The 14,424-nt window shown below is 33.6% G+C and carries 13 protein-coding genes and 2 tRNA genes; 10 read left to right on the top strand and 5 right to left on the bottom strand.

Annotated elements, in window-relative coordinates:
- Positions 1 to 5: 5 nt before the first annotated feature.
- From RB618_RS02245 to RB618_RS02220, 6 genes are all read left to right on the top strand, one after another.
- Positions 6 to 218 (top strand): hypothetical protein, encoded by a 213-nt coding sequence (locus RB618_RS02245; RefSeq protein ID WP_308067290.1) that lies wholly within the window; start codon positions 6 to 8, stop codon positions 216 to 218.
- Between the two features lie 185 nt (positions 219 to 403).
- Positions 404 to 1,078 carry a response regulator transcription factor gene (locus RB618_RS02240; protein ID WP_308067289.1) on the top strand — a complete coding sequence of 225 codons (675 nt, stop codon included), beginning with the start codon at positions 404 to 406 and terminating at the stop codon, positions 1,076 to 1,078.
- A 10-nt stretch (positions 1,079 to 1,088) separates the two neighbouring features.
- Positions 1,089 to 2,417, top strand: a complete 1,329-nt coding sequence (locus RB618_RS02235) for a HAMP domain-containing sensor histidine kinase (RefSeq protein ID WP_308067288.1) — start codon at positions 1,089 to 1,091, stop codon at positions 2,415 to 2,417.
- A 104-nt stretch (positions 2,418 to 2,521) separates the two neighbouring features.
- Complete coding sequence (locus tag RB618_RS02230) at positions 2,522 to 2,710, top strand: hypothetical protein (protein ID WP_308067287.1); 189 nt, start codon at positions 2,522 to 2,524, stop codon at positions 2,708 to 2,710.
- 161 nt (positions 2,711 to 2,871) lie between these two features.
- Positions 2,872 to 4,107 carry a metallophosphoesterase gene (locus RB618_RS02225; protein WP_308067286.1) on the top strand — a complete coding sequence of 412 codons (1,236 nt, stop codon included), beginning with the start codon at positions 2,872 to 2,874 and terminating at the stop codon, positions 4,105 to 4,107.
- Between the two features lie 73 nt (positions 4,108 to 4,180).
- Complete coding sequence (locus RB618_RS02220) at positions 4,181 to 4,483, top strand: co-chaperone YbbN (protein ID WP_008466807.1); 303 nt, start codon at positions 4,181 to 4,183, stop codon at positions 4,481 to 4,483.
- A gap of 24 nt (positions 4,484 to 4,507) precedes the next feature.
- Here RB618_RS02220 and RB618_RS02215 read toward each other — a convergent pair whose 3' ends face one another.
- Positions 4,508 to 5,149, bottom strand: coding sequence for a polysaccharide deacetylase family protein (locus RB618_RS02215; RefSeq protein ID WP_308067285.1), 642 nt, complete (start codon positions 5,147 to 5,149; stop codon positions 4,508 to 4,510).
- Positions 5,150 to 5,249: 100 nt separating this feature from the next.
- Positions 5,250 to 8,528 (bottom strand): DUF2723 domain-containing protein, encoded by a 3,279-nt coding sequence (locus tag RB618_RS02210; RefSeq protein WP_308067284.1) that lies wholly within the window; start codon positions 8,526 to 8,528, stop codon positions 5,250 to 5,252.
- Between the two features lie 246 nt (positions 8,529 to 8,774).
- Between RB618_RS02210 and RB618_RS02205 the strand changes: the two genes are divergently transcribed.
- Both RB618_RS02205 and RB618_RS02200 read left to right on the top strand, forming a co-directional pair.
- Positions 8,775 to 8,845, top strand: a tRNA-Gln gene (locus RB618_RS02205).
- 109 nt (positions 8,846 to 8,954) lie between these two features.
- Positions 8,955 to 9,025: transfer RNA gene (locus RB618_RS02200), tRNA-Gln, on the top strand.
- 203 nt (positions 9,026 to 9,228) lie between these two features.
- On the opposite strand, the gene RB618_RS02195 is transcribed toward RB618_RS02200, so the two are convergent.
- From RB618_RS02195 to RB618_RS02185, 3 genes are all read right to left on the bottom strand, one after another.
- Positions 9,229 to 10,035, bottom strand: coding sequence for an AraC family transcriptional regulator (locus RB618_RS02195; RefSeq protein ID WP_308067283.1), 807 nt, complete (start codon positions 10,033 to 10,035; stop codon positions 9,229 to 9,231).
- A gap of 62 nt (positions 10,036 to 10,097) precedes the next feature.
- Positions 10,098 to 11,519, bottom strand: a complete 1,422-nt coding sequence (locus tag RB618_RS02190) for an aldehyde dehydrogenase family protein (RefSeq protein ID WP_308067282.1) — start codon at positions 11,517 to 11,519, stop codon at positions 10,098 to 10,100.
- A gap of 157 nt (positions 11,520 to 11,676) precedes the next feature.
- Positions 11,677 to 12,501 (bottom strand): universal stress protein, encoded by an 825-nt coding sequence (locus tag RB618_RS02185; protein ID WP_308067281.1) that lies wholly within the window; start codon positions 12,499 to 12,501, stop codon positions 11,677 to 11,679.
- Positions 12,502 to 12,676: 175 nt separating this feature from the next.
- Here RB618_RS02185 and rimP point away from each other — a divergent pair, with 175 nt between their 5' ends.
- Both rimP and nusA read left to right on the top strand, forming a co-directional pair.
- On the top strand, positions 12,677 to 13,141 hold the full coding sequence (gene rimP, locus RB618_RS02180) for a ribosome assembly cofactor RimP (RefSeq protein WP_162536295.1): 465 nt from the start codon (positions 12,677 to 12,679) through the stop codon (positions 13,139 to 13,141).
- Between the two features lie 19 nt (positions 13,142 to 13,160).
- Positions 13,161 to 14,414: a transcription termination factor NusA gene (gene nusA, locus RB618_RS02175; protein ID WP_095927936.1), complete on the top strand. Its 1,254-nt coding sequence runs from the start codon at positions 13,161 to 13,163 to the stop codon at positions 14,412 to 14,414.
- The last annotated feature ends 10 nt before the right edge of the window (positions 14,415 to 14,424 follow it).

Here is a 14,424-nt window from a genome sequence, read left to right as displayed (position 1 = left end):
AAATCATGAGAAATTTATTAATGTTACTAGTGGCAGTTTTAGGAACAAGTGCAATGGTTCACGCATTTCCTGCAAAAGATGGTAAAGATGCTCCTGCAAAAGAAGTAAAAGCAACCAAACATCCTAAACACAAATCTGATAAAAAAGCAAAATCAGTAAAAGCTGAAGCTCCAAAAACAGAAGCGACTAAACCAGAAACCCCAAAAGCTAAAAAATAAAAATTGCTCTCGTTTTGTTTTCGAAGCATTGTAACGAAGGCAAAACAGGAATAATGATTATGAGAATGCGATTGAAGAAGCTGATGAAGAAATTTGTCAGCTTTTTTCATTCGTTAATTTTTTAATAATGTGCAGCTGGACTTTTGATAATTGATTAATTTTAGTTGTGCTTAAATGCCTTGTTTATGAATGTTTTAATTGTTGAAGATAATAAAGAACTTGCTGTAGAAGTTTATGATTTTCTGTGCAAAGCAGGTTATATCTGTAAAATTGCAAATAATTGTGCCGATGCTTTGGAAGAATTCGGAAGTAATGATTATGATGCCATGTTGTTGGATTTGGGTTTGCCTGATGGTGATGGTTTTGAGGTTTTGCAGACGATTCGAAAAACAAAATCAAAGATTGCGGTAATAGTACTTACAGCACGCGGAGAATTGGATGACAGAATTAACGGGCTTCATCTTGGAGCCGATGATTATCTCACAAAACCGTTTGCTCTAACAGAACTAGCAGCAAGACTGTTTGCTGTAATTCGCAGGATTCACGGTTTTACTTTAAACAATTTAAGTATTCACGGCTTTTTATTGCAGCTTCAGGATTATAAAGTGAGTTTTAATGAAATTCCGTTAAGCCTTACCAAAAAAGAATTTGATATTTTTCAGTATTTGGTTCTCAACAAAAACCGTGTTATTACAAGATTGCAATTGACCGAGCATATTTGGGGAGATATATTGGAGGTGAATTCAGATTCCAATTTTATAGATGTTCATGTTCGAAATCTTCGCAAAAAATTAGATAAACATACTTCTATAGATTGGTTTGAGACGGTTCGAAATGTGGGGTATCGTATAAACGAATAAAATTATTCTTGTGAAAATAAAACATCAATTAGCCATTTTTAATGCCATGACCAGACTGCTGGTCATTTTGATTTTATGGCTGATGCTTCCTATTTTGGTAGAAAATGTGGTGTATCATCATATTAATAATAGTCTGCTGGAGAAAAAGAAAAAGTTTATTGAGCATCTTAATCAAGAGGAAATCAATGATTTTATAGAAAATCCAGATGATACAACAGAGACTTTTTCTGAGTTTTCGACACTTCACAGTGAGTTTCTAGTGCTTTCTAGAGTGCCAATAAGACCACATCAAAAGAAAACAACTTTTACAAATGAATATCGTAAGATTGAAAACGAAGAAAGCGAGTACAGAATATTACAACATCATTTTACTTACGAAGGCGAAGATTATCAGCTTGAAATTGGAAGCAGTTTAAGCGAGGTAAACGATTTAACTTTTGTAATTAGGCTTTTCATTATAATTGTTTTTGTGGTCATTCTTTTTATTACTTTTTTGGCCGACACTTTTTATATCGAATATCTTTTAAAGCCATTTTATAAAATTATTGATACTAAAATCAGGCGGGTAAACGAACCAGAAACATTTGATCATACTCCGATAAAAGCGGCTTCAAGAGATTTTAGGGAATTGGATTTTGTTTTAAACCAAATGATGGACCGTATTGCCGAAGTTTTTAAAAAAGAAAAGCAGTTTATTTCTAATGTTTCGCACGAACTTTTAACGCCAATTGCACTGCTTAAGAACAAACTTGAAAATTTGCTTCAAAATGAATCTTTAGATGATAACGCAGTCGATAAAATTGCAGGTTCTTTAAAGACGTTAGATATGCTGAAAAAAATTATCAATAATTTATTGCTGATTTCCAGAATAGATAACAATCAATATGAGTTGAATGAAGAGATTAATCTTCGCGAAATCGTTTCTGATTTGCAGGAAGACCTTCAGGATCGTATAGACGATAAAGAAATTCAATTTCAAAATAGAATGCAAAACACTTTTGTTTTCACAGGAAACAAAACCTTAATTCATATTCTGATTTATAATTTGGTTACCAATGCCATAAAATATAATAAATCGCAAGGAAAGATTATTGTTGAAGACGGTTACGATGATGATCATTATTTTATTTTGGTAAGAGATTCTGGTATTGGAATGGATGAATCGCAGCTAGAAAAAATATTCAGCCGTTTTACCAGAATAAGTTCCGACCAGGAAGGGCAGGGCTTAGGGCTTGCAATTGCAAAAAGTATTGCTTCCTTCCATCATATAGAAATTACTGTAGAATCTGCAGTTGGAGAAGGCACTTCTTTTAAATTATGGTTTCAAAATCACAATTAAAAGTTAAACTTTTCTGTAAGACTTTTTCTTCATTTTGTCTTCATTTTGTGGATATACCTTTGACTTATAAATAATGAAATAATAAATCATAAAAATTTAAAGTCATGAAAAAATTAGCAATTTTAACAGTAGCAGTTTTAGGAACAGTTGCAATGGCAAGTGCACAAACAACTCCAGCAACAGCAAAATCAAAAGAAGTGAAAACTGAAAAACAAGATAAAAAAGCAAACAAAAAAGCTAAAGGTGAGAAAAAAGCAGAAGCTGCAAAAACAGAAACTCCAAAAGCAAAATAATATAAGATTTTAAGTCTTAAGATTAAATAGTTTTAAAGGTTGGTAGGTTAAAGCTGAAAGAGTGATCTTTCAGCTTTTTTATTTTAACAGCGTTAAATTTTTTATAATAAAAAGAAATAGAATTTTCATTCTTTGTTACTTTGTTTAAAACTATATATTAAATGATTTTTCGTTTTGTAATTCTATGTGCTCTTTTATTATTTGTTGAGTTCTATTCATATCAGGCTTTTCGAACTTTAATCAAAACACGTTGGGTTTTGATTAGTTATCAAGTTATAAGCTTACTGGTCTTAATCTTTATCATATATTCTTTTTCGCAAGTTGATCGCTCTGTTGGTCAGACTAGGCAATTTATGTTTACTACAGGATTGATGTTGGCAGTATATGTGCCTAAAATTGTGCTTACACTAATCATGTTTGGTGAGGATATTTTTAGAATTGGAGCAAGCATCTTAAATTATTTTGTTTACAATACCCCTCGAAAAGAAATGATGCCAGACAGACGAAAATTTGTGAGTCAGATCGCTTTAGGTTTAGCAGCAATTCCATTTCTTTCTATTATTTACGGAATTTTTGAAGGGAAGTATAATTTCAAAGTAATCAAACAAACGATATTTTTTCCTGATCTTCCAGATGCTTTTGACGGTTTTAAAATCACACAGATTTCTGATGTTCACAGCGGAAGTTTTGATAATCCAGAGAAAATAAATTATGCCATTGATCTGATCAATGCACAAGAATCAGACTTGATTTTATTTACAGGAGATATTGTAAATACGCATGCTAAAGAAATGCATCCTTGGCTGGAAACCTTTGCCCGTATTAAAGATTATAAATATGGAAAGTTTGCCGTTTTGGGGAATCACGATTACGGTGAATATGTGACTTGGCCTTCTGAAAAAGAAAAGGATGAAAACTTTAAGGCAATTAAAAATTTGTATGGTCAGATTGGTTTCAAATTAATGCTGAACGAACATGCTTATATTCAAAAAGGCGATGACAAAATCGCTTTGATTGGAGTAGAAAACTGGGGGGTGAATTTTAAGAAAGCAGGCGATTTGAATAAAGCTTCTGAAAATGTGCATCAAGACGATTTTAAAGTTTTAATGAGCCATGACCCAAGCCATTGGGATGCTGAAATTAAAGACCATCCAAAGAACTTTCATTTGACTTTTGCAGGCCATACGCACGGTATGCAGTTCGGAATTGAGATTCCAGGTTATTTTAAATGGAGTTTGGCACAATACATTTATAAACAATGGGCAGGTTTGTACGAAAACGTCGGAAGATACGTTTATGTTAACCGCGGATTTGGTTTTCACGCCTATCCTGGACGAGTTGGAATTATGCCTGAAATAACAGTTATTGAACTAAAAAAAGGCCGTAATGTCGGTTAATTCGTTAAAAATGCTACATTTGTATAATATTTATTTCTTTTAAGAGATTTAAAAAACTTAATTTTTTGGTTTTATGTCAAAATTTGGAGAACTAATAAATGCCCAAGTTCCAGTGTTAATTGATTTTTACACAGATTGGAATGAATCTTCAGTATCTATGCATCCTGTTATTAAGGACGTAGCTGCTGCGCTTGGCGATAAAGCCAAAGTAATCAAAATTGATGTAGATAAAAATCAGGAACTAGCAGAAGCGCTTCGTATTAAAGGACTTCCAACTTTAATGATTTACAAAGAAGGGCAAATGATCTGGAGGCAATCTGGAGAGCTTGATGCCAATACTATAATCGGAATTGTCCAGGAACAATTTAACGTCTAAATAACTTCTCTTTATTGATGTTATTTAGTGAATAATATCAAACTTATACCCGTTTTCTTTTAAAAAATGCAGTGTACGAGGCAAAGCAAATCTTAAATTTGGAGAAGCTTTAATACTGTCATGGAAAACAATTACGCTGCCAGATTTTACATTTTTGGTTACATTTTCAAGACATTTTTCTGGAGTAATGCTTTGATCGAAATCGGCACTTAAAACATCCCACATTACTATTTTATATCCTAAACTTCTAAGGATTTTAGATTGTGCTTTTTTGATTTTTCCATAAGGAGGACGAAACAATAAGCGGTGTGGCGCTTTCTCTTGCTCATCTAAAACAGCGGCGCAGTTTTTTACATTTTCGATATATTCATTCGTATGGATTTTCCATCCATTCACATGGTTCATGGTGTGGTTGCCAATTGAATGACCGTCGGTAATTAACTTTTCAAATAAAGAGAGGTTGGCTTTAATATTTTTTCCGATGCAGAAAAAAGTAGCTTTTGCATCAAATTTTTTTAATTCAGATAAAACCCAATCTGTAATTTCTGGAGTAGGGCCGTCATCAAAAGTGAGGTATATTTTCTTTTCGTTGTTAGGAATGTCCCAGCAATATTTAGAAAACACCTTTTTTATAAATGCGTTAGTTTTTACCCAATAGAAGCTCATTTTGAATTAAAATTGTATTATAAGTATAAAATTAAAAAATGCAGCGCTATTTATCAAACAGCGCTGCATTTTTTTAATAAGTAAGATTTTCGTATATTATTTACTCTTTTTCACGGCCAAAACGTTCAAAAACATTTACGTAAGTATTAAATGTGGTTTTGTGCTGGTTGTAAAAAGCAGTGTCTTTGTTATCATCCATTACATGCAATAAGCTTCTGTAACGCTCGATATCTGTAATAATATCTACCGCTAAATCTGTTTGGTCAGAAGGAGTCAATGTACTGTAATAGTTTAGATTCTCTTTATATTTCTGAACCAATTTGTTTAAAAGATCTTGTGCTTTAGCTTTTTCGCCAACTTTATAATAACCATCAGCAAAAGCTTCAACCAATGAATAATAACCATATTGGTCTAAAGGCATTTTGGTCATGGCTAAATTGATTACGTTTTTAGCTTTGTCAATTTTGCCTTCAGCAATAAGCTGGTTCATTAATCTCGAAAGATTGGTTCTGTATGTAATACTATTTCTTCTTGTTTCAGGGTCGTGATAGATGTTTCCATTGCTATTACCCCAATCCCATTTCATTACAATATCGTACATTTTATCTGCATCGATTTGTCCCATGTCTAATGGTCCGCCATCTTTAGAAGGCGTATTTTTTATTGGAACCAATTTATACACCATTCCATCCAATTGCAGATAATCTTTTAACCATAAATAATCTTCATCATCAAAAGCACCACCACTAAAGTAAATTGGTCTCTTCCAATTGTTGTTTGCTAAGATATCAAGCATCATTAAACGGTTTTTGTACAATGCGCTTCCTTTGATGTCAATATCTAAGTAAGGAACAATAGAATCGTAATATTTAGGATTAACTACTTTATTTTGGATAATAGTGTTTTTATCCACGTTTACTCTAATCTTGTTTGTTGGGTAGAAATGGATTGTTTGTCCGTTTTGTAAACCAACAGTAGATTTAGGATTTTTGATGAAATCGATGAAATCTTTAATATTCCAACGAGTATCAATTTTCTGGATGTAAGCTGTATAATCTAAATTATCTCCTACATATTGGCTATGTACAAAAGAAATAGGCAACGGATTCGATTCATAAGACTTCGCTTTCATCTGATCGATATACCAATCTGTCATAAATAAACTTGTATTTACAATCTTCACATCGGTTCTATAATGCTCAATTTCTTGTGCATACCAAAGAGGGAAAGTGTCATTATCTCCAATAGTAAATAAGATTGCATCTTTATCACAAGAACTTAAATAAGCTTTTGCCATTGCAACAGCAGTGTATTTTCCAGATCTATCATGATCATCCCAGTTTTGAGCAGCCATTAAAACAGGCGCCGCCAATAAACTTCCTGCAATCAGAACTGGTCCGGCAATTTTTGGAGCTAGGTATTTCTGAAGGCTTTCGTAGAGCGAGTAAACGCCAAATCCAATCCAGATGGCAAAGACATAGAAGGAACCTACAAGAGCATAATCTCTTTCACGAGGTTCAAAAGGTCTTTCATTTAAGTATATTTTTAGTGCAATTCCTGTAAATAAAAATAAAGCCAAAAGAACATAGAAACTCTTCAAGTCTTTGTTTGCGTGGTACATAATACCAATTAATCCTAAAATAAAAGGAAGGAAATAATAAGCATTACGGCCTTTGTTGTTTAAAACATCTGTTGGCAGATTGTCTTGAGAACCTAAATGTACAGAATCTAAAGCTTTGATACCGCTGATCCAGTTTCCGTCCAAATTATCGTATTTACCTTGAACATCATTTTGACGGCCAACAAAATTCCACATCAAATATCTCCAGTACATGTAACCAAATTGATATTCAAACATAAAACTGAAATTGTCAGCTGTCGTTGGTTTTTCGATAAGTAAATATTCTCCGTAGCTTCTTAAGAATTTTACGTAACCTTCGTTGTCGATTTGTTTTTGAGCATAAGCTTTTCTAAACTCAGAAACTGTTTTTTCAACTTCGTTACGCAATTGAGCTGTAGCTTTGTTGTATTCATCTTCGCTCAATTGGCTTGCATCGATTCCGTATTTTGCCAAATCTTCATCATAATTATAATTAGGATTGATTCGGAACTTTGGAGGATTTGTAAAGTTGATATAGTTTTGAATGTGAGCTGTTTCTGTACTCCACATTCTTGGTAAAACAGCTTTTTGGTTGTCGTCAGAATTTTGTTCTGCGTTTTTATAATTATTGGTAATAATATATTTACCTGTTTTATAGTCTCTTTCGTAGTTTGGTTTTTTGTCTAAATAAGGAGTTTTAGCATCAAGACCAGCAAAAAGTTCAGTGTATTGAGGTCCATAAAATAAAGGATTTACACCATATTGCTCACGATTATAATATGCCAAAACCTCAGTAGCATCTGATGGTTTGTTTTCATTAATAACCGTATTGGCGTTTGCACGAACAGGAAGCATTAACCAAGTTGAGAAACCAATTAGGATAAATAATATACACAATATAATAGTGTTGTAGAATATTAAACCTTTTTGTCTAGTATATTTTAATCCAAAATAGAAGAAAGCAATAAATAATAATGCTACAAAGATAGTTCCTGAGTTAAATGGAAGTCCCATGCTGTTAACCATGAAAATCTCGGTTTTCCCGAAAAATGCCATCGTTAAAGGCAAAAGCAATTTAAAAATGAATAATAAAATTCCAATAACAACTACATTGGCAATTAAAAAGTTTTTGATGGTAACTTTTTCGTAGTGTTTGAAATAGTACAAGAATCCAATAGAAGGAATAGTTAAAAGAGCCATAAAGTGAACCCCAAATGAAAGACCAATAACTAACGAAATAATTAGAAGCCATTTGTTTCCTTTTGGTTTGTCCATGTCTTGCTCCCATCTTAAACCAAGCCAGAAAAGCAAGGCAATTAATAAAGAAGCCATTGCATAAACTTCGGCTTCTACGGCATTAAACCAAAAGCTATCAGAGAAAGTGTAAGCCAAAGCGCCTACAAAAGAACTTCCTAGAATAACAATCGAATTGTTTTGATCAATTTCAGCAAAACGACCTACGATCTTTTTCAAAATCATAGACGATGACCAGAACATAAATAATATGGTAAATGCGCTAGAAAAAACAGACATCATGTTGACCATTAGAGCCACATGTTGAGCATCTATTGCAAACATGGCAAAAAATGCACCCATCATCTGGAAAAGTGGAGCTCCTGGTGGGTGACCTACTTCAAGTTTAGCTGCGGTAGCAATATATTCTCCGCAATCCCAAAAGCTCATTGTAGGTTCTACTGTTAAGGTGTAAGTGATTAAAGCGATTGCAAATGCAAACCAACCAATAATTGTATTCCATTTATTGAAATTGAATTGTGCCATATTTAGGTGTTAAAAATTTGAATGTTTTTCTATCCTACAAAGAAAATGTTTTTTTACTTAAAGAAACGAGCATTAACAAAAAATTCTACAAAACTATAAGAGGGAAGTAATGTGTTGGATATGAGTAGTTTTTGTTTTTGAGGTGGATTTGAATGTGAAAAAAATCAAAAAAAATGATTTTTTTTGCCCAAAAAGTTTGCACAAACTAAATAAAGACTTAAATTTGCACTCGCTTAACCGCACTGCTGGTCTATGGTGTAATGGTAACACTACGGTTTTTGGTGCCGTCTTTCTAGGTTCGAGTCCTAGTAGACCAACAGAAAAAGTCTCTCAAAAATGAGAGGCTTTTTTATTTGAAAAAAGTTTTGTTTAAAATTTGCATAAATTAAATAAAGTTTTAATTTTGCACCCGCTTAACCGCACTGCTGGTCTATGGTGTAATGGTAACACTACGGTTTTTGGTGCCGTCTTTCTAGGTTCGAGTCCTAGTAGACCAACAGAGAAGCCTCTCAGAAATGAGAGGCTTTTTTTATGCTTTAAATTTGGAATGTTTTTTTAACCGCAAGGTGCGCTAAGGTGTTCGCAAAGTTCGCTAAGTTTTTTTAAAGAATGCAGAGTTCGAAAGCTTTATGTGTCTTGTTTTAAATATAGCCCGTGGTTTCAACCACGGGAGGCTTATTGTGGAAAACCTATTGAAGGTCTATTTATGATTTAAAGAAGAAGGAACGATTCCGAATTTCTTTTTAAATGAAAAAGAAAAATGCGAAAGATCTTCAAATCCAACGCCGATATATACTTCTGATGGCGGATTTCCTTGGCTGATTAAATAATATGCTTCTTGAAGTCTTTTGTTTAGAAGCCATTTCCCAGGCGTTTGCTGAAATATTTTTTGAAAATCTCTTTTAAATGTAGCGAGACTTCTCCCTGTTAGATAAGCAAATCGTTGCATTTGAACATTGAAATGAAAGTTTTTGTTCATAAATGCTTCTAAGTCAATTTTTCCTGGCTCGTTAAAATCGAATAAAATGTCTTTTAATTCTGGATTTACTTTTAATAAAAGGTGAATAGCTTCTTTGATTTTTAAATTGAATAAAGTTTCGTTGTTTTCTTCTTCAACTTCAAGGTAAGATAATAGCGATTCCATGAAAGATTTGTAGAGTGGGTTGGGAGCCAATGAAAACATGGCGTCTGTATCGGCTTTTTTATCGGCTTTCAAATTGTACTCCTTGCTGATTTCTCTTAAAATTTCCTGATCCAAAAAAAGAGAAATGGTTTTGAATTCTCCTCCTTCTGGCGGAATCTTGGTAAACTTCGCTAGATGATTTCTTCTGCTAAAGCGAAAATCTCCTGGTTTGGTGTGAAAAGTGTTTTTGCTGTCTGAAGCGATCATTTCGCCAGAAATCTGATAGCTAAAAACATGTTCAGGTATAAAATGCTCGCCTTCTCGACTGCGTGAGTAATAGCACGAGTAGAGGATTTTTGGCTTTGTATTTTGTTTTATGCTCATATTGTAAAAATACTAAAAGATCTGGAAATCTTTATGCATAAAGATTTCCAGATTGATGTTGATTATTTTGGCTGAATTAATGCTCTTGGCTCTAAATAAGCTTCAAGGCCAAGTGTTCCAAATTCACGTCCAATTCCAGATTGTTTAAATCCGCCAAAAGGAGCCATTGGGTCGTGGCCAATTCCATTAACTTGTACGCGGCCAGCATTAATTTGAGAAGCGACATTGTAGGCTCTTTTTGAATCTGATGAACTTACGTATGCTTGTAATCCATAAGTGGTGTCATTTGCAATTTCGATTGCTTCCTCTTCTGTTTTATAAGTAATGACAGATAAAACAGGCCCAAATATTTCTTCTTTTGCAATGCGCATTTGATTATTTACGTTAGTAAAGATTGTTGGTTTGACGAAATTTCCGTTTTCTAACCCTTCTGGCTTTCCAAGTCCGCCAATTAGTATTTCTGCGCCTTCGCTAATTCCTATCTGGATGTAATCTTGAACACGGTTAAATTGTTTTTCGCTAACCATTGGTCCGACTGCAGTATTTGGATTTTTTGGGTCGCCGACAATGAAGTTTGGGATTGTTTCTTTGATAAGAGATTTTACTTCTTCCAGTTTGTCTTCTGGAATTAATAATCTAGTTCCGGCAATACACGCTTGTCCGCTATTCATAAATGCTGCTCCAAGCGCAAGCGGAATGGCTTTTGAGAGGTCAGCGTCGTCTAGAATAATGTTTGGAGATTTTCCGCCAAGTTCAAGAGTGATTCTTTTCATGGTATTGACGGCTTCTTTTGAAATGATTTTTCCAACGTTTGTAGATCCTGTAAAAGATATTTTGGCGATATCTGGGTTTCTGCTTATTTCTGCGCCAACAATTTCTCCTAATCCATTTACGATGTTTACTATTCCTTTTGGGAGTTGCGCGTCATGTAAGCATTCTGTTATTAATTGCGTTTGTTGCGCGCTCATTTCGCTAGGTTTTATAACGGTTGTGCATCCCGCAACAATTGCTGTTGCTAGTTTGCTAGAAATAAATCCGTTGCTGGAATTCCATGGGATTATGATTCCAACAACGCCGATTGGAGTCATTTGAACTTCAGATTGTCCCATTGTTTTGATAAAATCGTAGCTGTTTAGTAGATTGATTGCTGAATCGAATCCTTTTAGCATGTATTCATAACTTACTGATGCAAACTGAAATGTGCCTCCGTATTCTTCGATCATTACATTGATAAAGTCGTCTTTTCTTTTTTCAACAGAAGATTTAATATTTTTGAGATATTGGGTTCTTTCTGTGGCTGTTGTTTTTGAAAAAGTTTTGAATGCATTTTTGGCTGCTTCAATTGCATTTTGAGTGTCTTCTGTGTTTCCTAGACGAACTTGTCCTAATTTTTTATTTGTTGTTGGGCTAATAAGGTCGAAATATTCTGTTCCCTTAGGAGTAACAAATTCTCCATTAATGTAAATTTTGTCTATTGTTTTCATATTGTTGTTTTTAATGAATTTTTATTTGACAAATTTCTGCATTAAATGGATTTGCGGTTTTGTTGAAAAGCTCAGTTAAACTTTGTTGAGAAGTTCACTTTTTTGCGTAAAAAAAAAGCTTCTCGTTGGAGAAGCTTTAATAAGAAAGAAAAATATGTTAGATTTTTAATGTTATAACGGGCTTAACGGCGTGATTAACCAAGCCTTCGCTAATGCTTCCGTTAAAGAAATGAGCAAAACCAGTTCTGCCGTGTGTGCACATTCCGATAACATCGGCGTTTATTCTATTGGAGAAATTTATAATTCCTTTTTCAATATTGGTGTCGTTGTAAATTTGAGTTGTGTAATTGGATATATCAAATTCTTCTACAAAATCATTCATTGCTTCTTCGCTCACGTGAGTTGGTTTGAAACTGTTGGGCGTGCAAATCGTAACCAAATGCAGTTTCGAATCAAATAACTTGGTGAAGTTTAAAAGTTTTTCGAATGGTTTTTTTGCTTCATCAGAAAAATCAGAAGCAAAAACAATATCAGAAGCATTAAAATTTGGAATATTTTTTTTGATGACTAAAACAGGGATTTCTGAGTTTCTAACTACTTTTTCTGTGTTGGAGCCTATTAAGAGTTCTTCAACGCCAGAAGAACCATGAGAGCCCATGATAATTAGGTCAACGTCGTAATCTTTGCTTATTTGTGTGATTCCGTGTATGGGTTTGTCCATTTTTACAATTTCAGTTACCGGAATTCCTTCTAGATAATCTCTAGAGGCAACTTCGTCTAGTGTTTCGTTTGCTTTCTTCATAAAAAGCATGGTTTCAGGAATGCTGGTTCCGCCCATTATAGCATCGTTTGATTGCTGTGGCAATTCGAGCATATGAAGAAGAATGAGTTCAGAATTGTTCTTTTTTGCGATTTGAGCGGCAACTCTTAAAGCGTCTTCTGCATGTTCTGAGAAGTCGGTAGGTACTAAAATTCGTTTCATGATTTTGAGGGTTAAAAAATATGAATAATTCTATGTTTTAATGCTGTAATAAAGATACGGAATTATTTTAGAGCAATCAATTTATTTGATTTATAAAAAAAACACTATATTTGCACTGTTATTTATTAAAATCTAAATAATGAGGGGACTAAGTGTCCCCTCTTTTTATAAAATTATGACATTTAAAGAAAAAGTAAACGGATTAATTACAGAAGCTCTTCTGGAAAAACCATCAGTCTTTTTGGTTGATTTGGCAGTTTCGGATTCTTTTAAAATTAGTGTTGGTTTAGACGGAGATAATGGAGTTGCGCTACAAGACTGTATTGACATTAGTCGTGCAATCGAGAATAATCTAGATCGTGAAGAGCAGGATTTTTCACTAGAAGTAGCATCGGTTGGAGTAGGAACTCCTCTTAAAATGATAAGACAATACAAGAAAAATGTTGGTAGAACGTTGATTGTTACCACAAATACGGAAAAAATAGAAGCAGAATTAGTAGAAGCTAATGATGTTTTTATAATTTTGTCTTGGAAAGCAAGAGAACCGAAAAAAGTAGGAAAAGGAAAAGAAACAGTTCAAAAAGAGCAACAAATACCTTATACAGAAATTAAAGAGGCAGTTGTTACGGTAACATTTTAATTTTAATTAAAAAATTCGCATGGAAAATTTAGCATTAATCGATTCATTCTCAGAGTTTAAAGACAATAAACTTATTGATCGTGTAACGCTTATGGCAATTTTAGAGGACGTATTTAGAAATGCATTAAAGAAAAAATACGGTTCAGATGAAAATTTCGATATCATTATTAATCCTGATAAAGGAGATATGGAAATTTGGAGAAGAAGAGTAATTGTTGCTGATGAGGATCTTGATTTTGAAAATGAGGAAATTACATTGACTGAAGCAAGAAAAATTGAGGCGGATTTTGAAATTGGTGAAGAGGTTTCTGAAGAAGTAAAGTTGATTGATTTAGGAAGAAGAGCTATCTTAGCGCTTCGTCAGAATCTTATATCTAAAATTCATGAACACGATAATACAAACTTATACAAACAGTTTAAAGATATTATCGGGGATATTTATACAGCCGAAGTGCACCACGTACGTCCTAGAGTAGTTATCTTGGTTGATGATGAAGGAAATGAAATTGTGCTTCCAAAAGAAAAACAAATTCCATCAGATTTCTTCCGTAAAGGAGATAATGTTCGTGGAATTATTGAAAGCGTTGAATTAAAAGGAAACAAACCTCAGATTATTATGTCTAGAACTTCAGAGAAGTTTTTAGAAAAATTATTTGAGCAGGAAATTCCAGAAGTTTTTGACGGTTTAATTACAGTTAAAAACGTAGTGCGTATTCCTGGTGAAAAAGCAAAAGTAGCTGTTGATTCTTATGATGATAGAATTGATCCAGTTGGAGCTTGTGTGGGAATGAAAGGTTCTCGTATTCACGGAATTGTTCGCGAATTAGGAAATGAAAATATTGATGTAATCAATTATACAAACAATATTCAATTATTTATAACAAGAGCTTTAAGCCCTGCTAAGGTTTCTTCAATCAAAATTGATGAAGATAACAAACGAGCTGAAGTGTTCTTGAAATTAGAAGAGGTTTCTAAAGCAATTGGTAGAGGTGGTCACAATATCAAATTAGCAGGTCAGTTGACAGGTTATGAGCTAGATGTTATTCGTGAAGGAGATGTTGCCGGTACTGTTGCAGATGAAGACGATGTTGAATTAACAGAGTTCTCAGATGAGATCGAAGAGTGGGTAATTGAAGAGTTTGCAAAAATCGGTTTAGATACTGCAAAAAGTATCTTGAAACACGACGTAGAAGATTTAGTAAGAAGAACAGACTTAGAAGAGGAGACTATTCTAGATGTTATGAAGATACTAAAAGAAGAGTTTGATAATTAAGCAATAGCTT

Source organism: Flavobacterium sp. LHD-85 (assembly GCF_030929595.1).
In the GTDB taxonomy this organism is placed as follows: domain Bacteria; phylum Bacteroidota; class Bacteroidia; order Flavobacteriales; family Flavobacteriaceae; genus Flavobacterium.
The sequence above is the reverse complement of the archived record's forward strand: the minus strand, read 5'-3'. Positions and strand labels throughout refer to the sequence as shown.

Excerpts from the sequence above, each read along its gene's own strand:
- RB618_RS02210 (WP_308067284.1), bottom strand. The coding sequence starts at position 8,528 with ATGGCACAATTCAATTTCAATAAATGGAATACAATTATTGGTTGGTTT.
- RB618_RS02225 (WP_308067286.1), top strand. The coding sequence starts at position 2,872 with ATGATTTTTCGTTTTGTAATTCTATGTGCTCTTTTATTATTTGTTGAG.
- rimP (WP_162536295.1), top strand. The coding sequence starts at position 12,677 with ATGACATTTAAAGAAAAAGTAAACGGATTAATTACAGAAGCTCTTCTG.
- RB618_RS02240 (WP_308067289.1), top strand. The coding sequence starts at position 404 with ATGAATGTTTTAATTGTTGAAGATAATAAAGAACTTGCTGTAGAAGTT.
- RB618_RS02190 (WP_308067282.1), bottom strand. The coding sequence starts at position 11,519 with ATGAAAACAATAGACAAAATTTACATTAATGGAGAATTTGTTACTCCT.
- RB618_RS02245 (WP_308067290.1), top strand. The coding sequence starts at position 6 with ATGAGAAATTTATTAATGTTACTAGTGGCAGTTTTAGGAACAAGTGCA.
- RB618_RS02220 (WP_008466807.1), top strand. The coding sequence starts at position 4,181 with ATGTCAAAATTTGGAGAACTAATAAATGCCCAAGTTCCAGTGTTAATT.
- RB618_RS02230 (WP_308067287.1), top strand. The coding sequence starts at position 2,522 with ATGAAAAAATTAGCAATTTTAACAGTAGCAGTTTTAGGAACAGTTGCA.
- RB618_RS02195 (WP_308067283.1), bottom strand. The coding sequence starts at position 10,035 with ATGAGCATAAAACAAAATACAAAGCCAAAAATCCTCTACTCGTGCTAT.
- RB618_RS02215 (WP_308067285.1), bottom strand. The coding sequence starts at position 5,149 with ATGAGCTTCTATTGGGTAAAAACTAACGCATTTATAAAAAAGGTGTTT.
- nusA (WP_095927936.1), top strand. The coding sequence starts at position 13,161 with ATGGAAAATTTAGCATTAATCGATTCATTCTCAGAGTTTAAAGACAAT.
- RB618_RS02185 (WP_308067281.1), bottom strand. The coding sequence starts at position 12,501 with ATGAAACGAATTTTAGTACCTACCGACTTCTCAGAACATGCAGAAGAC.